Annotated in this window: 22 protein-coding genes; 18 read left to right on the top strand and 4 right to left on the bottom strand. The window is 65.1% G+C overall.

Going from position 1 to position 24629, the window contains the following annotated elements; genetic code table 11:
• Nucleotides 1-162: 162 nt before the first annotated feature.
• The 3 genes from NR187_RS14755 to NR187_RS14745 are packed head-to-tail and all read left to right on the top strand — an operon-like array spanning nucleotide 163 to nucleotide 3691.
• A complete protein-coding gene (locus NR187_RS14755; RefSeq protein ID WP_211383316.1) occupies nucleotides 163-1551 on the top strand; it encodes a class II 3-deoxy-7-phosphoheptulonate synthase in 1389 nt (462 codons plus the stop codon).
• 4 nt (nucleotides 1552-1555) lie between these two features.
• A complete protein-coding gene (locus NR187_RS14750) occupies nucleotides 1556-1909 on the top strand; it encodes a diacylglycerol kinase (RefSeq protein ID WP_063983991.1) in 354 nt (117 codons plus the stop codon).
• Between the two features lie 24 nt (nucleotides 1910-1933).
• Nucleotides 1934-3691, top strand: a complete 1758-nt coding sequence (locus NR187_RS14745; protein WP_211383317.1) for an NAD+ synthase — start codon at nucleotides 1934-1936, stop codon at nucleotides 3689-3691.
• 218 nt (nucleotides 3692-3909) lie between these two features.
• On the opposite strand, the gene NR187_RS14740 is transcribed toward NR187_RS14745, so the two are convergent.
• Together NR187_RS14740 and NR187_RS14735 are read right to left on the bottom strand one after the other, a co-directional pair.
• Nucleotides 3910-5100 carry a DUF2865 domain-containing protein gene (locus NR187_RS14740; protein ID WP_211383318.1) on the bottom strand — a complete coding sequence of 397 codons (1191 nt, stop codon included), beginning with the start codon at nucleotides 5098-5100 and terminating at the stop codon, nucleotides 3910-3912.
• Nucleotides 5101-5231: 131 nt separating this feature from the next.
• The gene (locus NR187_RS14735) at nucleotides 5232-5537 is read right to left on the bottom strand and encodes a hypothetical protein (RefSeq protein ID WP_211383319.1); all 306 of its coding nucleotides are present in this window, start codon (nucleotides 5535-5537) and stop codon (nucleotides 5232-5234) included.
• Nucleotides 5538-5826: 289 nt separating this feature from the next.
• On the opposite strand from NR187_RS14735, the gene cysS reads away from it, so the two are divergent.
• The 4 genes from cysS to NR187_RS14715 all read left to right on the top strand — a co-directional run bounded on the left by cysS (nucleotide 5827) and on the right by NR187_RS14715 (nucleotide 9920).
• The gene (gene cysS, locus NR187_RS14730) at nucleotides 5827-7209 is read left to right on the top strand and encodes a cysteine--tRNA ligase (protein WP_211383320.1); all 1383 of its coding nucleotides are present in this window, start codon (nucleotides 5827-5829) and stop codon (nucleotides 7207-7209) included.
• Between the two features lie 115 nt (nucleotides 7210-7324).
• Nucleotides 7325-7816 (top strand): GNAT family N-acetyltransferase, encoded by a 492-nt coding sequence (locus tag NR187_RS14725; protein WP_211383321.1) that lies wholly within the window; start codon nucleotides 7325-7327, stop codon nucleotides 7814-7816.
• Nucleotides 7813-9411, top strand: a complete 1599-nt coding sequence (gene cimA / locus NR187_RS14720) for a citramalate synthase (protein WP_211383322.1) — start codon at nucleotides 7813-7815, stop codon at nucleotides 9409-9411. Before NR187_RS14725 ends, cimA begins: the two co-directional genes overlap by 4 nt.
• 131 nt (nucleotides 9412-9542) lie before the next feature.
• Nucleotides 9543-9920, top strand: a complete 378-nt coding sequence (locus NR187_RS14715; RefSeq protein ID WP_211383323.1) for a VOC family protein — start codon at nucleotides 9543-9545, stop codon at nucleotides 9918-9920.
• Here the strand turns inward: NR187_RS14715 and NR187_RS14710 are convergent.
• Entirely contained in the window at nucleotides 9917-10522 is a 606-nt protein-coding gene (locus NR187_RS14710) for a TIGR00730 family Rossman fold protein (protein ID WP_211383324.1), read from the bottom strand. The genes NR187_RS14715 and NR187_RS14710 overlap by 4 nt on opposite strands.
• Before the next feature lie 200 nt (nucleotides 10523-10722).
• Here NR187_RS14710 and NR187_RS14705 point away from each other — a divergent pair, with 200 nt between their 5' ends.
• The 4 genes from NR187_RS14705 (at nucleotide 10723) to NR187_RS14690 (ending at nucleotide 15304) form a co-directional block, all read left to right on the top strand.
• Nucleotides 10723-12681 carry an ABC transporter ATP-binding protein/permease gene (locus NR187_RS14705; protein WP_211383325.1) on the top strand — a complete coding sequence of 653 codons (1959 nt, stop codon included), beginning with the start codon at nucleotides 10723-10725 and terminating at the stop codon, nucleotides 12679-12681.
• A gap of 77 nt (nucleotides 12682-12758) precedes the next feature.
• On the top strand, nucleotides 12759-13463 hold the full coding sequence (locus NR187_RS14700; protein WP_256806929.1) for a phosphatidylserine decarboxylase: 705 nt from the start codon (nucleotides 12759-12761) through the stop codon (nucleotides 13461-13463).
• A gap of 87 nt (nucleotides 13464-13550) precedes the next feature.
• Complete coding sequence (locus NR187_RS14695) at nucleotides 13551-14432, top strand: phosphatidylcholine/phosphatidylserine synthase (RefSeq protein ID WP_211383327.1); 882 nt, start codon at nucleotides 13551-13553, stop codon at nucleotides 14430-14432.
• A gap of 152 nt (nucleotides 14433-14584) precedes the next feature.
• Nucleotides 14585-15304 (top strand): RraA family protein, encoded by a 720-nt coding sequence (locus NR187_RS14690; RefSeq protein WP_211383556.1) that lies wholly within the window; start codon nucleotides 14585-14587, stop codon nucleotides 15302-15304.
• Between the two features lie 15 nt (nucleotides 15305-15319).
• On the opposite strand, the gene NR187_RS14685 is transcribed toward NR187_RS14690, so the two are convergent.
• Nucleotides 15320-15613 (bottom strand): hypothetical protein, encoded by a 294-nt coding sequence (locus tag NR187_RS14685; RefSeq protein WP_211383328.1) that lies wholly within the window; start codon nucleotides 15611-15613, stop codon nucleotides 15320-15322.
• A 345-nt stretch (nucleotides 15614-15958) separates the two neighbouring features.
• Between NR187_RS14685 and NR187_RS14680 the strand changes: the two genes are divergently transcribed.
• The 7 genes from NR187_RS14680 (at nucleotide 15959) to NR187_RS14650 (ending at nucleotide 24591) form a co-directional block, all read left to right on the top strand.
• Nucleotides 15959-16732: a motility protein A gene (locus NR187_RS14680; protein WP_071915126.1), complete on the top strand. Its 774-nt coding sequence runs from the start codon at nucleotides 15959-15961 to the stop codon at nucleotides 16730-16732.
• Nucleotides 16733-16756: 24 nt separating this feature from the next.
• Entirely contained in the window at nucleotides 16757-17587 is an 831-nt protein-coding gene (locus NR187_RS14675) for a flagellar motor protein MotB (RefSeq protein ID WP_211383329.1), read from the top strand.
• Nucleotides 17588-17833: 246 nt separating this feature from the next.
• A complete protein-coding gene (locus NR187_RS14670) occupies nucleotides 17834-19732 on the top strand; it encodes a potassium transporter Kup (RefSeq protein WP_211383330.1) in 1899 nt (632 codons plus the stop codon).
• Between the two features lie 141 nt (nucleotides 19733-19873).
• Nucleotides 19874-21802, top strand: a complete 1929-nt coding sequence (locus NR187_RS14665; RefSeq protein ID WP_211383331.1) for a potassium transporter Kup — start codon at nucleotides 19874-19876, stop codon at nucleotides 21800-21802.
• Nucleotides 21803-21961: 159 nt separating this feature from the next.
• Complete coding sequence (locus NR187_RS14660; RefSeq protein WP_015686918.1) at nucleotides 21962-22288, top strand: rhodanese-like domain-containing protein; 327 nt, start codon at nucleotides 21962-21964, stop codon at nucleotides 22286-22288.
• Nucleotides 22289-22296: 8 nt separating this feature from the next.
• Nucleotides 22297-23475: an aminotransferase gene (locus tag NR187_RS14655; protein WP_211383332.1), complete on the top strand. Its 1179-nt coding sequence runs from the start codon at nucleotides 22297-22299 to the stop codon at nucleotides 23473-23475.
• Between the two features lie 6 nt (nucleotides 23476-23481).
• Nucleotides 23482-24591 (top strand): polyamine ABC transporter substrate-binding protein, encoded by a 1110-nt coding sequence (locus tag NR187_RS14650; protein ID WP_211383333.1) that lies wholly within the window; start codon nucleotides 23482-23484, stop codon nucleotides 24589-24591.
• Nucleotides 24592-24629: the final 38 nt, after the last annotated feature.

Here is a 24629-nt window from a genome sequence, read left to right as displayed (position 1 = left end):
AGTTTCCTCGCCGTTTCCCAACAAATGCGAATTTGGCTTTTCCCGCAAGGGTTTGCAGTGCCGAATGGATTTACAACTGGCGGCGGGGACCCAGCCTGTGTATAAGGCGGCCCTCGCAACCCACAGATCAGGTTGTGCTTTTTGCTTCACGGAGAGATTGCGATGTCCGAGCGGTGGACGCCCGAGTCCTGGCGCAGCAAGCCGGTGCTCCAGGTGCCCGATTATCCCGACGCCAAGGCCCTGGCCGACGTCGAGGCGCAGCTTGCGACCTTTCCGCCGCTGGTGTTCGCGGGCGAGGCGCGCAACCTGAAAAAGGCACTGGCGCGGGTCGCGGCCGGCGAGGCCTTCCTGCTGCAGGGCGGCGATTGCGCCGAGAGCTTTGCCGAGCACGGCGCCAACAACATTCGCGACTTCTTCCGCGTGCTGCTGCAGATGGCGGTGGTGCTCACTTACGCCGGCGCGGTGCCGGTGGTGAAGGTCGGCCGCGTCGCCGGCCAGTTCGCCAAGCCGCGGTCCTCGCCGACCGAGAAGATCAACGGCGTCGAGCTGCCGAGCTATCGCGGCGACATCGTCAACGACATCGCCTTCACCAGGGAAGCGCGCGTGCCGGATCCGCAGCGCCAGCTGATGGCCTATCGCCAGTCGGCGGCGACGCTGAACCTGCTTCGTGCCTTCGCCACCGGCGGCTACGCCAATCTCGGCAGCGTGCATCAGTGGATGCTCGGCTTCCTCAAGGACTCGCCGCAGTCCCGCCGCTACAAGGAGCTGGCTGACCGCATTTCCGACGCGCTGAATTTCATGCGCGCCTGCGGCCTCGATCTCGAGGCCCATCCCGAGCTGCGCGCCACCGATTTCTACACCAGCCACGAGGCCCTGCTGCTCGGCTACGAGCAGGCCATGACCCGCGTCGATTCCACCACCGGCGACTGGTACGCGACCTCCGGCCACATGATCTGGATCGGCGACCGCACCCGCCAGCTCGATCACGGCCATATCGAATATTTCCGCGGCATCAAGAACCCGATCGGGCTCAAATGCGGCCCGTCGCTCAAGCCCGACGAGCTGCTGAAGCTGATCGACGTGCTCAATCCCGACAACGAGCCGGGCCGGCTGACGCTGATCGGCCGCTTCGGCTCCGACAAGGTCGGCGAGCATCTGCCGAACATGATCCGCGCCGTGAAGCGCGAGGGCAAAGTGGTGGTCTGGTCCTGCGATCCCATGCACGGCAACACCATCACCTCGACGTCGGGTTACAAGACGCGTCCGTTCGACCGCATCCTGTCCGAGGTGAAGTCGTTCTTCGCGATCCACGCCGCGGAGGGCACCCATGCCGGCGGCGTGCATCTGGAGATGACGGGCCAGGACGTCACCGAGTGCCTCGGCGGCGCCCGCGCGATCACGGACGAGGATCTCAACGATCGCTACCACACGGTCTGCGATCCGCGCCTCAATGCCGAGCAATCCATCGACATGGCGTTCCTGGTCGCGGAGCTTCTCAAGCAGGAGCGCGCCGGCAAGGTCAAGCCGATGCCGGCCGCAGCGGGGCTCTAACACCTTGCTGCGGATCTGGAAGGCCACGATCAATTCCCGTAACGGTCTGGCCTTTGCGTTCCGTTCGGAGCAGGCCGTTCGCGAGGAGATATTTGCGCTCATCCTGTCGGTGCCGCTGGCATGGTTCGTCGCCGCGACGGCGCTGCGGGCGGTCGAGCTGGTCTGTTCGGTTGCCTTCGTGCTGACGGTCGAGTTGCTCAACACCGCGATCGAAAAGCTTGCCGACCGTCTGACCATGGACCACGACAAGCAGATCGGGCGGGTCAAGGACATGGGCTCGGCCGCGGTCGGCGTTGCGCTGCTGATGGCCGGCGCGTTCTGGATCATTGCCATCATCGAGCGATTGGGATTCCTCTAACCCAATAATCGGAGCGCGGCGGCCATGACCGAACGTCTCAACGCATTCGCGGTCACGCTCGCCCAGCTCAATCCGACCATGGGCGACATCGAGGGCAACGCCGCGAAAGTCCGTGCTGCGCGTCTGCAGGCGATCGCGGACGGCGCCGATCTCGTGCTGTTACCGGAATTGTTCATTGCCGGCTATCCGCCGGAAGACCTGGTGCAGAAGCCGGCCTTCCAGGCTGCCTGCCGCGCCGCGATCGAGGGGCTCGCCCGCGAGACCGCCGATGGCGGCCCGGCCATGCTGGTCGGCACGCCCTGGGTCGAGGAGGGCAGGCTCTACAATGCCTGCGCGTTGCTCGATGGCGGCCGTATCGCCGGCTTGCGCTTCAAATGCAATCTGCCGAATTACGGCGTGTTCGACGAGAAGCGGCTGTTTTCGCGCGGGCCTGCCGCAGGCCCCGTGACCGTGCGCGGCGTGCGCATCGGCGTTCCGATCTGCGAGGACATCTGGCTGGAGGAGTCCGAGGATTACGAGAACGTGGTCGAGACGCTGGCCGAGACCGGCGCCGAGATCCTCCTGGTGCCGAACGGCTCGCCTTACGCCCGGGACAAGAGCGACGTGCGCCTGTCGGTCGCCGTCGCGCGCGTCACCGAAAGCGGGCTGCCGCTGGTCTATCTCAACCAGGTCTGCGGCCAGGACGAACTGGTGTTCGACGGCGCTTCCTTTGCGCTCAACGGCGACCTCTCGCTCGCCGCGCAGCTGCCGGCGTTCGCGGAGAGCATCACGACGCTGCGCTTCACGCGCAACGGCGACGACTGGCGCTGCACGGGACCGATCGCCGCGCAGCCCGAGGGCGACCATGCCGACTACGCCGCCTGCGTGCTGGGCCTGCGCGATTACGTCGCCAAGAACGGCTTTCCCGGCGTGCTGCTCGGCATTTCCGGCGGCATCGACTCCGCCCTGTGCGCTGCGATCGCGGTCGATGCACTCGGCGCCGACCAGGTGCACGGCGTGATGCTGCCTTACCGGTATACGGCAGCACACTCGATCGCGGACGCCGGCGAGCTCGCCGGCCATCTCGGCATCCGCTACGAGGTGCTGCCGATCGCGGAAGCCGTGAGCGGCTTCGAGACTATTCTCTCGGACATCTTCAAGAATCTGCCGCCTGATATCACCGAGGAAAATCTCCAGGCCCGCACCCGCGGCACGCTGCTGATGGCGATCTCCAACAAGACCGGCCTGATGGTGATGACGACAGGCAACAAGTCGGAAATGTCGGTCGGCTACGCCACGCTCTATGGTGACATGAACGGCGGCTTCAACCCGATCAAGGACATCTACAAGACGCAGGTGTTTCGGCTGGCGGCATTGCGCAACAGCTGGAAACCCGATGGCGCGCTGGGCCCTGCAGGCGAGGTCATTCCCCCCGATATCATCACGCGCCCGCCGACCGCGGAATTGCGCGAGAACCAGACCGATCAGGACTCGCTGCCGCCTTACGACGTGCTCGATGCCATCCTGGAGCGCCTGATCGAGCGCGAGGAGCCGCTCGACAAGATCATCGCCGCCGGCTTCGATCGCGAGACCGTGGTGCGCATCGATCATCTGCTCAACGTCGCCGAATACAAGCGCCGTCAGGCCGCGCCGGGGGTGAAGGTGACGGCCAGGAATTTCGGCCGCGACCGCCGCTACCCCATCACCAACCGTTTTCGCGACAAGGGAGAGCCGCTGCCCGCCGCGGACGAGACGCTGGTCTCGCGTGGGAGCAAAGCGTCGATCGACGCGTTCGAGGGGTGACGGGTTTGGCGCTTGGGTTTACCTCGCCCATACCCGCGAGCGAGATGGGCGTTATTGTGCCCTCGCCCCTTGTGGGAGAGGGCGGCACTGCCGTCGAAACGGACTCACTCGGGTGAGGGGTCTATCCCCACGTACGCATATGCATATGTGAGCGCGGATAGAACCCCTCATCCGGCGCTTCGCGCCACCTTCTCCCACAAGGGGAGAAGGGAACGGCACTACTTCTGCTGCTGCGGCAGGAAGCTCGGTCCGACCGAGCGGATCGGCTTGTTCTCGGACGAGGTCGCAGGCGTGCCGGTATCCGCAGGCGGCGTCGCCGCGGGCGCGGCGGCTGTCGTGGGTGCCGGAGCAGCGCCCTTCTTGGCATTCGCAGGCGTGCCCTTGTTGAGCCGCTGCTGCTGCATCTTCTTGGCGCTCTCCTCGGTGACGATGATGTCACCTTGCTGCTCGGCCGCGGCCTTGTCGTCGGCCGATTTCAGCGCATCGGCCCAGGTCTGGCCCGCGGCCTTGCAGGAGCAGGACGGGTTGAACTCGCTGCGGAATTTGAAGGCGGTCGGCAGCGCCGTGTAGGGCTGGCCGCTGATGGAGACCGCGGAGTTCATGTCCTCGCCGGGATTGCGATGGGTGTAGAGCACGGCTTCAGCGGCCGGGCACAGCGCCTTGCAGGTCCTCTCGTCGTCAGGGAAGCGCGCCGGCACGGTGGCAAACGAGATGGGGAAGTAAGCGCCGTCACAGGTGCGCACGCACACGGTGCGGTAGGTGCCGGATTGCGGCCCGAGATCGGAGGGCGGCACGGCTTGCGGATTGTTGGCGTTGTTGCCGCCGAACAGATTGCTCAGGAAATTGCCGCCGCCTTGCGACTGCGCGGCGTTGGCATATTGCGGGCCGCAATTGTTCTGCGCCAGCGCTGCAAGCACCGAACGGCGCTGGTTGTCGCGCTCCGGGCTGAAGCCGCCGGGGCCGCCGCCGCGCAGGCGCTCGAGATTGCCGGTAATCTGGTCCAGATTGGCGCGCATCTGCTGGATCTGGGTGTTGACCGGACCGCACTGTGCCGACTGGCCGTTGAACAGCGAGAAGAATCCGGAGGAATCGCAGCCCATGCGCTTGGCCTGCATGGTGACGCGGTCGAGCTCGGCCTGCTGACGGGTCTGGGACTCCTGATAGCGGCGGATCTGGTCCTCGCGCGCGGGGTCACCGCCGCCGCCACGATCGAGCGCGGCGAGCTGTCCTTCCAGTCGCACGCACATCGGATTAGTTCCAAGCCCGTTCTGGCCGGGCTGAGGCGGCGGTCCGGGCGGGCCGGCCTGTGCGAAAGCGCTGGTGGCGAGCACGACGGTGCCAAGGAGCACGGCGCAGGCAAGGAGGAAGCGGGCACGGGAGAGGGACAAAAATTCAGGCATATCCGCCATTCTAGCGAGGTCACGGCCCAGCGTGATCTGGAAGGCCGAAGCGCGCCCTCCAATAGCCGCTTCCTGCGGCATCGTCACGTCGTTTCGGGGACCAAGGATCGGGGCCTAAGTTACGCCAGTTCCGAGCGAATTCAGCGCTGGCAGGTGATTGCGACATATTCGTCGCAATGGCCATGGGAGCAGTTTGCGCCGGATTTGGGGACGGAGCCGGTAATTTCGTCGGGATCGACCCGGCGATAGCTTGATGCCTGGGCAAAATCGCGTGACTGGCAATAGGTGCGTGCGACCTGCGCGCCGCATTTCTCGCCCTTGGCCAGGCACTGGTCGACGCCGTAGCCGTCGGCCTGGTTGGCGATGATGAAGACGCGGGTCTCGGCGCATGCGCTGGACGCCGCAAGGATGGAGGCGCAGGAAATCAGCGCAAGCAATGATCGCATGAAAACACCGGGGCAAAAAAGGAACTGCCAGTTCCAGAATGGGCTCAAATAGTTAAGGATGATGAACCATAAAGGCAGGCGGCCGCGGATTGCGGAGATAAAGCGGCGTTTCCGCGGCTCTCTTGACGCGGGGCGGCCTCATAGCCCATATGTTCCGTCATGAACGGTCTCCTCGTCATTTGCGCCATTTGCCGCGAGATTACGAGCTAGCGATTCGCTGGCTGGAGCCGTCTTTTCTCAAAAACATTGAGAGCACTGGACGCCCGGCCAACAGCCGACGGGTATCCATATGGACTTGCGCCTCTACGATACGCTGACGAAGGAGAAGCGGCCGTTCCAGCCGCTCGATGCGAACAGTGTCCGCATGTATGTCTGCGGACCGACCGTCTACGACTTCGCCCATATCGGCAATGCGCGGCCGGTGATCGTGTTCGACGTGCTGTTTCGGCTGCTGCGCCATCTCTATGGCGAGGCGCACGTCAAATATGTCCGCAACATCACCGACGTCGACGACAAGATCAACGACCGCGCCGCGCGCGATTTTCCAGGGCTCCCGCTGAACGAGGCGATCCGCAAGGTCACCGAGCAGACCGGCAGGCAGTTTCACGCCGACGTCGATGCGCTCGGCGCGCTCCGCCCGAGCGTCGAGCCGCGTGCGACCGAGCATATCGGCGAGATGCGCGAGATCATCGAGAGGCTGGTTGCCGGCGGCTTCGCCTATGTCGCCGAGGACCATGTGCTGTTCTCGCCGCAGGCGATGAACGCCGCCAATTCCGGCTTGCCGCGCTATGGCGCGCTGTCCAATCGCTCGCTCGACGAGATGATCGCCGGCGCGCGCGTCGATGTCGCGCCCTACAAGAAAGACAACACCGACTTCGTGCTGTGGAAACCGTCCAAGCCGGGCGAGCCGTCATGGCCGTCGCCGGCGGGCATCGCCGTGCAGGGGCGTCCAGGCTGGCACGTCGAGTGCTCGGCCATGGCCTGGAAGCACCTCGGCGAGCATTTCGACATCCATGGCGGCGGCATCGATCTCGTGTTTCCGCATCACGAGAACGAGGTGGCGCAGACCTGCTGCGCCTTCCACCAGCCGCGCATGGCGAACACCTGGATGCACAACGGCTTCCTGCAGGTCGAGAGCGAGAAGATGTCGAAGAGCCTCGGCAACTTCGTCACCATCCACGAGCTGCTCGCGGACTGGCCGGGCGAGGTGCTGCGTCTGAACATGCTCAAGACGCATTATCGTTCGCCGATCGACTGGACCACGAAGTCGCTGGAGGAGAGCGCCAAGACGCTCGACGATTGGTATCGCGTCGCGGCCGACGTCGCGCCCGGCCAGCCGGCTTCGTCGGTGGTCGAGCCGCTGCTCGACGACCTCAACACGCCGCTCGCAATCGCGGCGCTGCATGGCCTGCGTGGCAGTGACGTGGCTGCCCTGGCGGGGTCATTGCGCTTGCTCGGTTTCCTCTCGGAGAGCGCAGCCCAGTGGGAAGGGCGCAAGCGGCAGGCGAGCGGGGTCGATGCCAGGGAAGTCGAGCGTCTGATCTCGGAGCGGACGACCGCGCGTGCGCGCAAGGATTTTGCGGAATCCGACCGCATCCGCGATCTGTTGGCGGCGATGGGCGTTGCGATCAAGGACTCCAAGGAAGGGACGACGTGGGAGGTCGCACGATGACGCGCCCCGACACGCCGTTCCCGCGGCACTGGCTCTATTACATCGCGCTGAAAATCCTGCTGCTCGGCGCTGCCGTGGCGCTGGCGCTGAAACTCTATGGGATGTGGTGAAGACGATGGGACAGACTTTGCCAAAACCCGGCCTGCGGCCCCTGCTGCCTGATGACGTGCCGGTGCTCGCCGCGATCTTCGCCGCCAGCATCGAGGAGCTGACCGGCGACGATTACAACGAAGCGCAGCAGCAGGCCTGGATGGCCGCGGCCGATGACGAGGAGTTCGGCAAGCGGCTCGCGGCCGACCTGACGCTGGTCGCGACGCTCGAGGGCTCGCCCGTCGGCTTCGCTTCGCTGCGCGGCGCCGATCACATCCGCATGCTCTATGTGCATCCGGCCGTCGGCCGGCAGGGCATCGCGACCATGCTGGTCGATGCTTTGGAGAAGCTCGCCGGCGGCCGTGGCGCGACCAGCCTCGCGGTCGATGCCAGCGACACCGCGCAAGGCTTCTTCGCCAAGCGCGGCTATATCGCCAAGCAGCGCAACACCGTCACCGTCAACGACGAGTGGCTCGCCAATACCACGATGCAGAAGACGCTCGGAGCACCGCAATGAGCAGGGAGCGTCTCTATCTGTTCGACACCACGCTGCGCGACGGCGCGCAGACCAATGGCGTCGATTTCACGCTGACGGACAAGCAGGTGATCGCGGCGATGCTCGACGATCTCGGCATCGACTATGTCGAGGGCGGCTATCCTGGCGCCAATCCGACCGATACCGAGTTTTTCGCGACCAAGCCGAAACTCGATCATGCGCGCTTCACCGCCTTCGGCATGACGCGCCGGGCAGGGCGGTCGGTCTCCAACGATCCCGGTGTCGCTGGGCTGCTGGACGCGAAGGCGGATGCGATCTGCTTCGTGGCAAAATCCTCCGCCTATCAGGTGCGCGTGGCGCTGGAGACGACCAAGGAGGAGAACCTCGCCTCGATCCGCGACAGCGTGGCCGCCGCGAAGGCCGCCGGCCGCGAGGTCATGCTCGACTGCGAGCATTTCTTCGATGGCTACAAGGAGGACGCGAGCTTCGCGCTGGCCTGCGCCAAGGCCGCTTATGAGGCCGGCGCGCGCTGGGTGGTGCTGTGCGACACCAATGGCGGCACCATGCCGAACGAGGTCGAGGCCATCGTCACCGAGGTGACGAAGCACATCCCCGGCGATCATGTCGGCATCCACGCCCATAACGACACCGAGCAGGCGGTGGCGAATTCGCTGGCCGCGGTGCGCGCCGGCGCGCGGCAGATCCAGGGCACGCTGAACGGCCTCGGCGAGCGCTGCGGCAACGCCAATCTCTGCTCGCTGATCCCGACCTTGAAGCTGAAGCAGGAATTCGCCGACGCCTTCGAAATCGGCGTCACCGCAGAGAAGCTGGCGACCCTGGTCAAGGTGTCCCGCACGCTCGACGACATGCTCAACCGCGTGCCGAACCGGCATGCGGCCTATGTCGGCGAGAGCGCGTTCGTCACCAAGACCGGCATTCATGCCTCCGCCGTGCTGAAGGATCCGCAGACCTATGAGCACGTCCTGCCGGAACTGGTCGGCAATCACCGCAAGGTGCTGGTGTCCGACCAGGCCGGCCGCTCCAACGTCATCGCCGAGCTCGACCGGGCCGGCATTCCCTACGAGAAGAGCGACCCGAAGCTGACGCGTCTGGTCGAGGAGTTGAAGGAGCGCGAGGCGCAAGGCTACGCCTATGAATCGGCCAACGCCTCGTTCGATCTGTTGGCGCGCCGCACGCTCGGCAAGGTGCCGCATTATTTCGAGGTCGAGCAGTTCGACGTCAATGTCGAGCAGCGCTACAATTCGCATGGCGAGCGCGTCACCGTGGCGCTCGCCGTGGTCAAGGTCGACGTCGCCGGCGAGCACCTGATCTCGGCCGCCGAAGGCAACGGCCCGGTCAACGCGCTCGACGTTGCCCTGCGAAAAGACCTCGGCAAGTACCAGAAATACATCGAGGGGCTGACGCTGATCGACTACCGCGTGCGTATCCTCAATGGCGGCACCGGCGCGGTGACGCGCGTGCTGATCGAGAGCGAGGACGAGACCGGCGATCGCTGGACCACGGTCGGCGTGTCCCCGAACATCATCGACGCCTCGTTCCAGGCGCTGATGGATTCGGTGATCTACAAGCTCGTGAAGTCGGGCGCGCCGGCGTAGAACGACGGCGGCGCCACAAACACCGTCATTGCGCGGAGCGAAGCGACGAAGCAATCCAGATTGTCTCCGCCGGCACAGTCTGGGTTGCTTCGCTTGGCTCGCAATGCCGAGGAGAGAGGGGAGCGCGACCAATGATCGACCACATCTCCGTCGGCGTCGGCGATCTCGATCGCTCGGCAAGATTCTACGAGGCGACGCTCGCCGCCCTCGGCCTGTCGCGCCTCGTCACGCGGCCGCGGACGGTCGGCTTCGGCAAGGCCTATCCCGAATTCTGGATCAATCTGCGCGAGGGCATGCCGCATGTCGCCCCCGAGAGCGGCGTGCACATCTGCCTGCGGGCAAAGACGACGGCCGAGGTCGATGCATTTCACGCCGCGGCCCTTGCCGCCGGCGGCGCATCGGACGGCGCGCCGGGTATCCGCCCGCACGACCGCGTGCGCTACTACGCGGCGTTCGTCACCGATCCCGACGGCAACCGGATCGAGGCGGTGACGTTTCCCGCTGGCTAAAGCTTGCGTGCAACTTCCGGCGCGAGCTCTTTTTCCGCCTCGGCGAGCTGCGCCACTGCGGCCTTCAGCTTCGGCAGGATCTCCTCGACCCGATCGGCCTTGAGGATGTCGACCGAGAGGCCGGCGCGGATGAACTCGGTCTGGCGCATGTGCGACAGCAGCGAGAACAGCGGCTCCCAGAAATTGTCGAAATTGGCGAGCAGCACCGGCTTGGCGTGGCGGCCGAGCTGTTTCCAGGTCAGCTGCTCCACCAGCTCCTCCAGCGTGCCGACGCCGCCCGGCAGCGCCACGAAGGCGTCGGAGCGTTCGAACATCAGCCGCTTGCGCTCGTGCATGTCGGGGGTGACGATCATCTCCTGCACGCGGGTCAGCGCGTTCTCGCGCTTCCGCAGGAATTCGGGAATGATGCCGGTGACGCTGCCGCCGTGATCCAGCACGGAGGTCGCGACCGAGCCCATCAGGCCGAGCGAGCCTCCGCCATAGACGAGGCGAATGTTGTTATCGGCGAGGGCCTTGCCGAACGCCTTGGCGCCCTCGGTGAAGCGGGGATTGGTTCCGGGGCCGGAGCCGCAATAGACACAGACGGTTTTGATCGTGCTCATTGGTGCCATGATGCATTGCAGCGAAGAGGCGTCAAGCCCAATCGGTGATTCGGGTGACCCGGATATTTACCGGTAAATGGCGGCAAACAATCGAAGATTCGCCATCTGGCGGGGTGCGCTGGCATCGGGAAGGCTCTATATGACGAGCGAAAATCGCAAATCGTACCGCGCCCGCATCCGGCGGGCTTTCAGGCTTCTTGATGGACCAACCTCAATCGTTCGACGGCGCCGACGTTCCTGATCCGCCTCCCGGGGGACAGCTGGAGCGGGCTACGCTGATGGGCACGCTGGCGCATCTGTGGCCCTATATCTGGCCGGGCGACCGCTTCGACCTGAAGATGAGGGTGGTCTGGTCGATGGTGCTGCTGCTCGCCGCCAAGCTGATCACGCTGACGGTTCCGTTCAGCTTCAAATGGGCGACAGACGCGCTGACCGGCGCCAACACCGCGCCGGTGCTGCCCGACAATTGGCATCTCTGGGTGATCGCCTCGCCATTGCTGCTGACCGCCAGCTACGGCGTGATGCGCATCCTGATGGCGGTGATGACGCAATGGCGCGACGGCATCTTCGCGCGCGTCGCCATGCATGCGGTGCGCAAGCTCGCCACCATCACCTTCATTCACATGCACGAGCTCTCGCTGCGCTTTCACCTCGAGCGCAAGACCGGCGGCCTGACGCGCGTGCTCGAGCGCGGCCGCGAGGGCATCGAAGTCATCGTGCGCATGGTGATCCTCCAGCTGATCCCGACCATCGTCGAGGTCTCGCTCCTGATGGCCGTGCTGCTCTGGCAATTCGACTGGCGCTACGTGGTCGCGACGCTGATCACGGTTACGGTCTACATGTACTACACCTATATCGCGACCGAGTGGCGGATCGGCATCCGCCGCAAGATGAACGATTCCGACACCGAGGCGAACACCAAGGCGATCGACTCGCTGCTCAACTACGAGACCGTGAAATATTTCAGCGCCGAGGCGCGCGAGGCGCAGCGCTATGACCGCTCGGTCGCGCGCTACGAGGAGTCGAGCGTTCAGGCCTATACGTCGCTCGCCGTCCTCAACACCGGCCAGGCCGTGATCTTCACGCTGGGGCTGACGGCGACCATGCTGATGTGCGCGATCGGCGTACGCAACGGCACCAACACGGTCGGTGATTTCGTGCTGGTCAACGCCATGATGATCCAGCTCTACCAGCCGCTGAATTTCATGGGCATGGTCTATCGCGAGATCAAGCAGGCCATCATCGACATCGAGAAGATGTTTGGGGTGCTGGGACGCGAGGCCGAGATCAAGGACGTTCCCGATGCGCAGCCACTGGTCATCTCCGCCGGCACCGTGCGTTTCGAGGACGTGCGCTTTGCCTATGAGCCGGCGCGGCCGATCCTGAAAGGCATCAGCTTCGAGGTGCCGGCGGGCAAGACGGTCGCGATCGTCGGGCCGTCGGGCGCGGGCAAATCGACCATCTCGCGGCTCCTGTTCCGCCTCTACGACATCTCCGGCGGCAGGATCCTGATCGACGGCCAGGATATTCGCGAGGTTACGCAGGCCAGCTTGCGCGCTTCCATCGGCATGGTGCCGCAGGACACCGTGCTGTTCAACGACACCATCCGCTACAACATCCGCTACGGCCGCTGGGACGCCAGCGACACCGAAGTCGAGGAGGCGGCGGGCCTGGCGCAGATCGACCATTTCATTCGCATGGCGCCGATGGGCTACGAGACCCAGGTCGGCGAGCGCGGCCTGAAACTGTCCGGCGGCGAGAAGCAGCGCGTCGCGATCGCGCGCACCGTGCTGAAGGCGCCGCCGATCCTCGTGCTGGACGAGGCGACCTCCGCGCTCGACACCCACACCGAGCACGAGATCCAGGGCGCGCTCGAGCGCGTGGCCAAGAACCGCACCTCGCTCGTGATCGCGCACCGGCTCTCGACCATCGTCGGCGCCGACGAGATCATCGTGCTGGACCAGGGCCGCATCGCCGAGCGCGGCACCCACGCACAACTGCTTGCGCAGGGCGGCCTCTACGCCAGCATGTGGAACAGGCAGCGCGAAGCCGAGGCGGCGCGTGAGAAATTGGCCCAGATGGCCGACAGCCGCGAGGCGCCCAACCGGGAGCCTCCGCCGGTCGCCGACGTCCTGACGGCACCTGCGGCTGCCGAGTGACCTTGTCTCCGGTCCCAACTCTGGCCTAAACAACTCCACCGCGCGGGACGACCTGCGCCATCAACCCTGAGCGGCAGATAGCGATGTCCATTCTCGATTCGATCCAGCGCCAGATCCCGCCGATCCACAAGGAGGGCTATCCCTTCATCGGCGGCTTTGCGCTGGCAAGCCTCATCCTGTTCTGGCTGTGGTCGCCCTTGGGGTGGATCGGCACCATCCTGACCGTGTGGTGCGCGCTGTTCTTCCGTGATCCCGTCAGGGTGACGCCGGTGCGCGAAGGGCTCGTGGTGTCGCCGGCCGACGGCCGCGTCTCGATGATCACCATGGCGCTGCCGCCGGCCGAGCTCGGGCTCGGCGACCGGCCGCTGCCGCGCATCTCGGTCTTCATGAGCGTGTTCAACTGCCACGTGAACCGCAGCCCGATCGCGGGCAGGGTGGACCGTATCGCCTACCGGCCCGGCCTGTTCATCAATGCCGAGCTGGACAAGGCGAGCGAGGACAATGAGCGCAACTCGCTGGTGATAACGACGCCGACGGCGCGGATCGGCGTGATCCAGATCGCGGGGCTCGTCGCCAAGCGCATCGTCTGCTTCGTCAAGGAGGGGCAGGCGATCGGCGCCGGCGAGCGCTTCGGCCTGATCCGCTTCGGCTCGCGGCTCGACGTCTATCTGCCATTGGGCACCAAGGCGCTGGTCTCGGAAGGGCAGACCGCGATCGCCGGCGAGACGATCTTGGCCGATCTTGCCGGAGACGACCCGAGCCGCGCCTACCGCGCCAATTAACCATCAAGTCGGCCTCAAGGGGCCTTCCGCCGCAATGGCGGAGAGGAACATGGCTTGCTATATCTCGCCTCAAGGTGAGGACGAGCCATGACGCCCTATGACTTCAAAGATCCCGACGTGCGCCGCAGGCGGTTCCGCCCGATCCCGGTGCGCATGCTGGTGCCCAACGTCATCACGCTGCTGGCGATCTGCGCGGGCCTGACCTCGATCCGGCTCTCGATCGAGGGGCGGATGTCGCTCGCGGTCTACGCCATCGTGTTCGCGGCCGCGCTCGACGGCATCGATGGCCGCATCGCGCGCCTGATCAAGGGTCAGTCCAAGTTCGGCGCCGAGCTCGACAGCCTCGCCGACTTCGTCAATTTCGGCGTCGCGCCCGGCCTGATGTTGTATTTCTGGCAGCTGCACGAGCTCGGCAATGCCGGCTGGATTGCCGCGATGGTGTTCGCGATTTCGGGTGGCCTGCGCCTCGCGCGCTTCAATGCCACGCTGGACGATCCGAACAAGCCGGCCTTCGCCGCCAATTTCTTCACTGGCATGCCGGCGCCGGCCGGGGCGATCACCGTGATGTTGCCGATCTATGCGGCGTTCCTGGATCTGGGGCGCTGGCCCGCGGCGCTGACGGCCGGCTACACGCTGCTGATTGCCTTCCTGATGGTGTCGCGCTTGCCGGTGTTCTCCGGCAAGACCAAGCGGATGCGCGTGGCGCCCGAGCTGGTGCTGCCGGCGTTCGTCGCCGTGATCGTCTTCATCGCGCTGCTGATCGCCTATCCCTGGCACGTGCTGTCGATCGGCACGGTGCTGTATCTGGTCTGCCTGCCGCTCGGCTACAAATCCTATCGCGACCAGGCGCGCGCGATGCAAGCAGCAGCTTCTTCGGGAGGCGAGGTCCCGTCGCCGCCCTCGGCACCGACGCTGGCAAACCTGTCCGAGCCGCCGCATGACGACGATCGGCCCGGAAGGCTACACTGAGCGGCAAGGCACCGAGCAGCAAGGCACTGAGCGGCAAAACCCGGATATCAGCCATGAGGGCTTCCTGAGTTGGGTTGAGACCCGATCTCGGCTATATCGCCAGTGTCGGCGGCACCGCGCCAACAGCGGCCGCCAATCTGGGAGAGAACGCCGTGACCGATAACGCGACCGGGCCGCTGCCCGCTTCCGTCCTTGAAGCGCTGGGCCGCTATGACACGCCGACGATCTGCAATGCCATGGAGATCGTGGCGCCCGAGCGCCGCTTGATTGGCTACACCACCAAGCAATTGGTCTGTCCGTTTCCCGACCTGCCGCCGATCGTCGGCTATGCCCGCACGGTGGCGATCCGCTCGGTGCTGAAGTTCTCGCTACCGGCCGAAGAGCAGTCGAAGCGCCGCATCGAATATTACGAATATGTCGGCACCGGCTTTGGCCCGCGCATCTCGGTGATCCAGGACATCGACGGTCCCGACGTCGGCTACGGCGCGTTCTGGGGCGAGGTGCAGAGCAACGTGCACAAGGCGCTTGGCTGTCTCGGCGTCATCACCGACGGCTCGATCCGCGACATCCCGCAATGGGCCCCGGGCTTTCAGGCGCTGGCCGGCTCGATCGGCCCGTCGCATGCCTGGGTGCATGCGGAGAGCTTTGGCGGCGAGGTCCGCGTCGCCGGCATGACCGTGAAGTCCGACGACCTCATCCACGCCGACCAGCACGGCGCCATCGTGATCCCGCTCGACATCGCCGCAAAGCTGCCCGAGGCCGCCGAGCTCTGCGGCCGCCGCGAGACGCCGATCCTGGAGATCGCCCGCAGCCCCGACTTCTCGCTGGAGAAGCTGAAGGCCGCGCTGAGGCGCTCGGCGGAAATCCACTAACCGGACCGGCACGATCTACGGCGGCGACGCCGCTCGCGGGCTGCCCTGTTCAGCCAGGAACAGGGCAGCCTGATCCGGCTCGCCCAGCACCGCGGCAGCGCAGCCAATCAAGGTGAAGCCGCCGGCCAAATCCCACAGGGTGATGTCTTCCGCATTGTCGGCGGCGTGGATCAGGCGCGCTGCGATCACGGCGAAGGCAGCCTCGACAAAGAGCAGCACGCTGAACGCCGGCAGGACGAGCTCGGGCTCGAGCATATGGAGCGCCAGCACAGCGGGAAGTGCGGTAAGAAGACTGAACAGCGTCACCATTGCGATGGCTCCCGCCACGAGCGTCCGCCCCGCTCCAGACTACCAACCGATCCTCCGCCCCCTGATGTGGCCCAGGGCCGCAGCCAGACTGTCCACGCGATCAAGCGAGCGCACCGGGCCGAGCCGACGGGGCGCGCGACGCCTTATGGTTAGCAAAACGTTGAGATGCCCGTCGGAGGCCGGCAAAGCCGGAGTCGCTTCAGCGCGCTGCGCCAGTCAGGCGCGTCGGCTCAACTTAACCTTTACGCGGCTTTAAGGGCGGCGCTCTAGGGTTTCCGATGCGGTTCGGGGTTGGACTGCGCCAGCGGCCAGGATGGCCGTTGTTCGTTCGCGTTGGAGTGTCCCATGGATATCATGACGAGCGTCGGGCTCATTGCGGGCATCATCGTCATCACGGCGATGGTCTTCATGGGCGGCGATCTCCACATGTTCATCTCCGAACATGCCATGATCATCATCTTCGGCGGCTCGATCTCCGCGACCATGATCCGCTTCCCGCTCTCGGCGCTCCTGCACGGCCTTCCGCTCGGCGCCAAGTTCGCCTTCACCATGAGCCGCCTGTCGGCCCATGACCTCGTCGACGAACTCGCCCGCATCGCCGAGATCGCCCGCAAGCAGGGTCCGGTCGGGCTCGAAAAGGTCGAGACCGACGAGCCCTTCCTGGCCAAGGGCATCCGCTACGTCGCCGACGGTTACGACCTCGACTTCATCCGCGACAATCTCGAGCGCGACCGCGACAACTTCCTGATGCACCTCGACGAGGGCAGCAAGATCTACCGCGCCATCGGCGACTGCGCCCCGGCCTTCGGCATGATCGGCACCCTGATCGGCATGGTGCAGATGTTCGCCAACATGACCGACCCCTCCAAGCTCGGCCCGTTCATGGCTACCGCGCTGCTCGCAACCCTCTACGGCGCCCTGGTCGCGAACCTGTTCTGTCTGCCGATCGCCGACAAGCTGCACGGCAAGTTGCTCGACGAAGAGACCAACCGCACGCTGATCATCGACGGCATCCTGATGATCCGCGACTCCAAGAGCCCGACGCTCGTGCGCGAAATGCTGCTGGCCTATCTGCCGGAGAAGCATCGTCACGCCGAAGGCGAGCCGGTGCCGGCGTAACGCCGCCCGCCGGGATATCGAGAGATGGCCAAGAAGAAGCGCGGCGATGCTCACGGTGGCGGTCACGGCTGGTTCGTGACCTTCGCCGACCTGATGGGCCTGATGATGAGCTTCTTCGTGATGCTCGTCGCGTTCTCGACGCAGGATGCCAACAAGCTGAAGATCGTCGCCGGTTCGATGCGCGACGCCTTCGGCGTGCAGAGCGAAGCGCGCTATTCCGGTATCGTCGAGTCCGACGGTCTGCCGACACGTCCGCGGCTGAAGAACGTCGACCATATCCAGCCTGAAGACTCCTCCAACACGCCGACACCGGACCAGGAGGACCGCGACCGCACGTCGGGCGCGAAGATCAAGGTCGACCGCAATTTCGCCCTCGCCGCGGCCTCGCTGCGTCAGGCGTTGCAGGACATGCCGGAACTGACCGAGATGTCCAAGCACATCATGTTCGAGGAAACCAAGCAGGGCCTCAACCTGGAGATCGTCGACCAGGACGGCCGCTCGATGTTCGCCGACGGCTCCAAGGTCCCCTACGACCGCACGCGGCGCCTGATCGAGAAGCTCGCCGTTCCGCTCAAGGCGACGCCGCTTCGCGTCTCCATCGCAGGCCATACCGCAGCCGGGTTCGTGCCGACCCGCGGCGACTACGGTGCCTTCGACCTGTCGGCCGACCGCGCCAATGCCGTGCGCCAGATCCTCGAACGCGAGGGCCTGCCGGCCTCGCACATCTTCGCCGTCGCCGGCAAGGCGGACACCCAGCCGCTGTTCCCGGACGATCCCTCGCTCGCGGCCAACCGGCGGGTGACCATCACACTGATGCGCGAAGACCCGCCGCTGCCGCCGAATCTGAAGCCCTAGTTTTCGGGCGAGGCGGACGCTGCTTCGCTTGAACCTGATCCCGTTCCGATTCAATCGGAGTGGAAAGGCTTTCGGCACTTGCGCTACCATCTTACCTGAGGCATGTCGTCGCGCTTGCGATGACCGTTGCTGCGCCGTCACAGCATCTGCCCCGGCGCCTGCTATGGTGGGGTGCCGATTGACAGGCGCGCCAGAACCGTCACAAGCGCCGGATCAATTCTCTGGAAGAAGCGTTTCTAGTTTCACATGACGGCGAGCATCACATCCACCGAAGCTCAGGATGGGCCGGTCACCTCGGGTTTCTGGGGCCTGACGCTCGGGAGCATCGGCGTCGTCTTCGGCGATATCGGGACGTCGCCGCTCTACGCGTTCCACGAGGCGGTCCGGGGTGCGGCCCATGGCGAGCCGGTCTCGCGGGTCATGGTGCTCGGCGTGCTCTCGCTGATCCTGTGGGCGCTCTTCATCGTCGTCACCGCCAAATACGTCCTGCTGCTGCTGCGCGCCGACAACAACGGGGAGGGCGGCACGCTCTCGCTGATGGCACTCGGCCAGCGTGCGCTCGGACGGCGAAGCTGGTTCCTGCTCGCGCTCGGCGTTGTCGGCGCCTCCATGTTCATCGGCGATTCCATGATCACGCCGGCAATCTCGGTACTGTCGGCAGTCGAGGGCCTGAAGCTCGCCACCCCCGCCTTCGAGCATTACGTCGTGCCGCTCACCGTCTTCATTCTGGTGCTGCTGTTCGCGGTCCAGAGCAAGGGGACCGCGCTGGTGGCCTCGGCGTTCGGGCCGGTGATGGTGATCTGGTTCAGCTGCCTAGCGGTGATGGGCGCCGTCCATATCGCCGACGATCCATCGGTACTGGCTGCGATCAATCCCTACTACGCGCTGCAATTCCTGCTCTCACACGGCACCATCGGCCTCGTCACGCTGGGCGCCGTCTTCCTGGCGGTCACCGGTGGCGAGGCGCTCTATGCCGATCTCGGCCATTTCGGCCGCAAGCCGATCCAGTCGGCCTGGATGTTCTTCGTGCTGCCTTCGCTCTTGATCAACTATTTCGGGCAGGGCGCGCTGGTGCTGTCCGACCCCGGTGCGATCGAGCATTCGTTCTATCGCATGGTGCCCGAATATCTGGTGCTGCCACTGGTCGGACTCGCGACCGCAGCGACCGTGATCGCGAGCCAGGCGGTGATCACCGGCGCCTATTCGCTGGTCTATCAGGCGGTGCAGCTCGGCCTCTTGCCGCGCTTCGAGGTGCGTTACACCTCCGAGACTCATGCCGGCCAGATCTATCTGCCGCGGGTGAACCGGCTGCTGCTGATCGGCGTGATGCTGCTGGTGCTGTTGTTCCACACCTCCAGCAATCTGGCTTCGGCCTACGGCATCGCGGTCTCCACCACCATGGTTGCCGACGGCATCATGGGCTTCGTCGTGATCTGGAAATTGTGGAACTGGCGCGCTGCAACGGCAGCCGCCGTGATCATGCCCTTCGTCGTCGTCGACATGACCTTCTTCAGCGCCAATCTGCTCAAGCTGCTCGAAGGCGCCTGGGTACCGTTGCTGTTCGGCGTCGTCATGGCCGGGACGATCTGGACCTGGCGGCGCGGGACGGGGATCCTGATCCAGAAAACGCGCCGGATCGAGGTGCCGCTCGACGACCTGATCAAGAGCCTGGAGAAGCGGCCGCCGCACATCGTCAAGGGCACGGCGGTATTCCTCACCAGCGATCCTTCCTTCGTGCCGACCGCGCTGCTGCACAATCTCAAGCACAACAAGGTGCTGCACGAGCACAACGTGATCCTGACCATCGAGACCGCGCAGACACCGCGGGTCGATCTGTCCGATCGGTTCCGGATGGAGAAGATCAGCGACAAGTTCTCCAAGGTCCGGCTGCGCTTCGGCTACATGGAGCAGCCGAACGTACCCAAGGCGCTCGCGATCGCGCGCAAGCAGGGCTGGCAGTTCGACATCATGTCGACGTCGTTCTTCGTGTCGCGGCGCTCGCTCAAGGCCTCGGCGCAGTCCGGCATGCCGCTCTGGCAGGACCATCTGTTCATCGCGCTGAGCCGGTCTGCCAATGACGCCACCGACTATTTCCAGATTCCCACCGGACGGGTGGTTGAAGTCGGCACCCAAGTCACCATTTGAACGCAATCGGCCGACCTATGCAAATTTTGCATGGTGAGGGCCCAGAATCGGGCTAGGCTATGCCGGTAGCGCAGGCCTATAAGCCGCGCGCCCTTCCGCCGTTGTGCAGTGAAGCATTTTTAGAGGCCATCAGGCTCTCCCATGACAAGTGACGTAGCGATTTCCGCCCCGGAAACGGCGGCGACCAATGGGCATGGCGATGCCCACACCACGGCCCGCTTCGGTGCGCTGACGCTCGGCAGCATCGGCGTCGTTTACGGCGACATCGGCACCAGCCCGCTCTACGCGTTCCGTGAGGCGGTGATGGCTGCCTCGGGCGCGGAGGGGGTGCCGACGCCCGCGGCCGTGCTCGGCGTGCTCTCGCTGATCCTGTGGGCCCTCATCGTGGTGGTGACGCTCAAATACGTCGTGATCCTGCTCCGTGCCGACAACAACGGCGAGGGCGGCACGCTGGCGCTGATGGCGCTGGCCCAGCGCGCGGTCGGTACCCGCGGGGCGACGATCGTCCTGCTCGGCATCATCTCGGGCGCCCTGTTCTACGGCGACGCCGTCATCACCCCGGCGCTTTCGGTGCTGTCGGCGATCGAAGGCATGAAGGACATCACCCTGCACTTCGAGCCCTATGTCGTGCCGCTGACCGTGATCATCCTGGTCGGCCTGTTCGCCGTGCAGTCGCGCGGCACCGCGCGGGTCGCCGCGTTTTTCGGCCCGATCATGTGCGTCTGGTTCGCCGTGATCGCGGTTGCGGCGATCCATCCGATCATCCAGCAGCCGCAGGTGCTGTTTGCGCTGAACCCGCTCTACGCCGTGTCCTTCATGATCCACCACGGCATCATCGGTTTCGTGACGCTGGGCGCGGTGTTCCTGGCGGTCACCGGCGCCGAGGCGCTCTATGCCGACCTCGGCCATTTCGGCAAGCGGCCGATCCAGACCGCCTGGCTGTTCATCGTGCTGCCGTCGCTGGCGCTGAACTATCTGGGGCAGGGCGCCCTCGTCCTCGGTGATCCCGGCGCGATCGTGAGCCCGTTCTTCCAGCTCTTCCCGCAAGGCTTTTTACGTGGCTGCATGGTCGTGCTGGCCACCGCCGCAACGGTCATCGCGAGCCAGGCGGTCATCACCGGCGCCTATTCGCTGACGCGCCAGGCGATCCAGCTCGGGCTGCTGCCGCGCTTCGAGATTCGCCATACCTCCGAAGCCCATTCCGGCCAGATCTTCATCCCGCGCATCAACCAGCTTCTGCTGGTCGCCGTGGTGCTGCTGGTGCTGTTGTTCCGCTCCTCCAGCGCGCTGGCGTCGGCCTATGGCATCTCGGTTACCGGCACCATGGTGGTCACGGCGATGATGGGCTTCGTCGTGATCTGGAAGGTCTGGAAGTGGTCGCCGTTCGCGGCTGCCGCCCTGATCGCGCCGTTCCTGTTCCTCGACCTGACCTTCCTGGCGGCCAATTTGCTCAAGGTGTTCGAGGGCGGCTGGGTGCCGCTGGCGCTCGGCGCGCTCATGATCATCCTGATGTACACGTGGCGGCGCGGCAGCCGGCTGCTGTTCGAGAAGTCGCGCAAGCTCGAATTCCCGCTCGCCGACCTCGTGGCCATGCTTGAGAAGCGGCCGCCGCAGCGCGTGTCCGGCACCGCCGTGTTCCTGACCAGCGATCCCCTCAGCGCGCCGACCGCGCTGATGCACAGTCTGAAGCACTACAAGGTGCTGCACGAGAAGAACGTCATTCTCACCATCGAGACCGCACAGACCCCGCGCATCGATCCGGCCGAGCGGGTGAGGCTGGAACAGATCAGCCCGACCTTCTCCAAGGTGACGCTGAAGTTCGGCTTCATGGAATCGCCCAACGTGCCGAAGGCGCTGGCGATCGCCCGCAAGCTCGGCTGGCAGTTCGACATCATGTCGACCTCGTTCTTCCTGTCGCGGAGGGCGCTCAAACCGGCCGCCCATTCGGGCATGCCGCGCTGGCAGGACCGGCTGTTCATCTCGCTCAGCCGTTCCGCCAACGATGCCACCGACTATTTCCAGATCCCCAGCGGCCGCGTCGTCGAGGTCGGCACCCAGGTGACGATCTAGTCAGGCAAACCAAGGCCCCACTTCAAGTCGCTGCGATTTAGCTTTAACTTGCAGGACCGAGCTCAAGCCTTTGTAGCGCTTGATTTTCGTGAGCCGAGAGGCGAGGTTGCCGCCGGCCGGGATCGCTCCGGCATGCGGCTGCGACGTTTGGAGGATGATGTGGCAAATCAAGTGCAGGATCTGACCCCGGACGAGGTCTCCAAGGGTGTCGCGGAAGGACGCTATCTGCTGGTCGACGTCCGTGAGCCGAACGAGGTCGAGGCCGAGGCCTATCCCTACGGCGTGGTGGTGCCGCTCTCGACCTTCGATCCCAAGGCGATCCCCGATCCCGCCGGCAAGGAGGTCGTGTTCGCCTGCCGCTCGGGCAAGCGCTCGGTGACCGCCTCGCTCGCGGCGCAGGCGGCGGGCCTGCCTTACGACAAGCATCTGGCCGGCGGCATGCTCGGGTGGAAGGCGGCGGGCCTTCCCAGCAAGGTCGGCGGCTGACCCGGCCGATGTCCAAAAGCTCGTCCCTCAACAAGGTCTTTGCCGACCTTCCCGTCACCATTTTCGAGGCGATGTCGCAGGCCGCGCGCGACAATGCCGCCATCAATCTCGGCCAGGGCTTTCCCGACGATCCAGGCCCTGAGGACATCCGCCGCGCCGCGGCCGACGCCTCGCTGAACGGCTACAACCAGTATCCGTCGATGATGGGCCTGCCGGAACTGCGGCAGGCGATCGCAACCCATTACGGCCATTGGCACGGCCTCAAGCTCGATCCGATGAGCGAGGTGATGGTGACCTCCGGCGGCACCGAGGCGCTGACCTCGGCCATCCTCGCCGTGGTCCAGCCCGGCGACGAGGTGGTCTGCTTCCAGCCGGTCTATGATTCCTACCTGCCGATCATCCGCCAGGCCGGCGGCATTCCGCGCCTCGTCCGGCTCGAGCCGCCGCACTGGCGGCTGAATGAGGACATGCTGAAAAGCGTCTTCAATTCAAAGACCAAGGCAGTGCTCTTCAACAACCCCTTGAATCCCTCCGCGGTGGTCTATCCGCGCGAGGATCTCGAGCTGCTGGCGCGCTACTGCCAGGAGTTCGACGTCATCGCGATCTGCGACGAGGTCTGGGAGCACGTCACCTTCGACGAGCACAAGCACATCCCGCTGATCACCATCCCCGGCATGCGCGAGCGCACCATCAAGGTCGGCTCGGCCGGCAAGATCTTCTCGCTGACGGGCTGGAAGATCGGCTTCGTCTGCGCCGCGCCGCCGCTGCTGCGCGTCGCCGCCAAGGTGCACCAGTTCCTGACCTTCACCACCGCACCGAACCTGCAGGCCGCCGTTGCCTACGGCCTCGGCAAGTCCGACGACTACTTCCTGTCGATGCGCAAGGACCTGACGCGGAGCAGGGACCGCTTGGCCAGGGGGCTGGAGAGCCTCGGCTTTCCCGTGCTGAAGTCGCAGGGCACTTACTTCCTCACTGTCGACCTGTCCCCGCTCGGGCTCAACGAGAGCGACACCGAGTTCTGCTGGCGGATTGTGAAGGAATACAAGGTGGCGGCGATCCCGGTGTCGGCCTTCTACGAGCAGGACCCCGTGACTTCGGTGGTGCGCTTCTGCTTTGCCAAGAAGGACGAGACGCTCGACACCGCGCTGGAGCGGCTGTCGGATGCGGTGCGCGGGCGCAAGAGGTAGATCGAGATGACGAACGTCAGCGGCTGGAGGCTTTGCCTTGGTTTTGCAATCGTAGCCGCGCTGACGCTTTCCGCCCCTGCAAAGGCCGAGGAGCGGGTCGTCAACTTCTACAACTGGTCGAACTACATGGCGCCCGACGTCCTTGAGGCCTTCACCAAGGAGACCGGCATCAAGGTCGTCTACGACACGTTCGACGCCAACGAGACGCTGGAGACCCGCCTGATGGCCGGCAAATCCGGCTACGACGTCGTGGTGCCGACCGCCTATTTCCTGCAGCGCCAGATCAAGGCCAACATCTTCCACAAGCTCGACAAGTCGAAGTTGCCGAACCTTAGCCATGCTTGGCCCGTGGTGACGCAGCGCCTCGGCATCTACGACCCCGGCAACGTCTACGCCGCCAACTACATGTGGGGCACAACGGGCATCGGCTACAACGTCGCCAAGGTGAAGCAGATCCTCGGGGCTGATGCCAAGATCGACAGCTGGGACATCGTCTTCAAGCCGGAGAACCTCGCCAAGTTCAAGGACTGCGGCGTGCACATGCTCGACTCCGCCGACGACATCTTCCCCGCGGCGCTGAGCTGGCTCGGGCTCGATCCGAACTCGACCAAGCAGGCCGACCTGGAGAAGGCCGCCGACATCGTCGCAAAAGTCCGCCCCTCCGTGCGCAAGTTCCATTCGTCCGAATATTTGAGCGCGCTCGCGACCGGCGAGATCTGCTTCGTGGTCGGCTGGTCCGGCGACATCATGCAGGCCCGCGCCCGCGCGGCGGAGGCGAAGGGTGGCATCGAGATCGGCTACACGATCCCGAAGGAGGGCGCGCAGATGTTCTTCGACAATCTCGCGATCCCCGCGGACGCCAAGAACGTCAGCGAGGCCTACGAGCTGATCAACTATCTCTACCGTCCCGACGTCGCCGCCAAGAATTCGGACTTTTTGTCCTACGCCAACGGCAACCTCGCCAGCCAGAAGCTGGTCGACCCGAAGATCCTGAACGACAAGAACATCTATCCGGACGAGGCGACGCTCGCAAAATTGTTCGTCATCACGGCGCGCGATCCGGCGACGCAACGCGTCATCAACCGGCTCTGGACCAAGGTGAAGACGGGGCGATAAGTGTTCCCGCGATCAACCTCAAAACCAAATCCGCAAAA

Origin of the sequence: Bradyrhizobium sp. Bra64, from assembly GCF_024519875.1 — a bacterium.
Taxonomy (GTDB): domain Bacteria; phylum Pseudomonadota; class Alphaproteobacteria; order Rhizobiales; family Xanthobacteraceae; genus Bradyrhizobium; species Bradyrhizobium japonicum_G.
The sequence above is the reverse complement of the archived record's forward strand: the minus strand, read 5'-3'. Positions and strand labels throughout refer to the sequence as shown.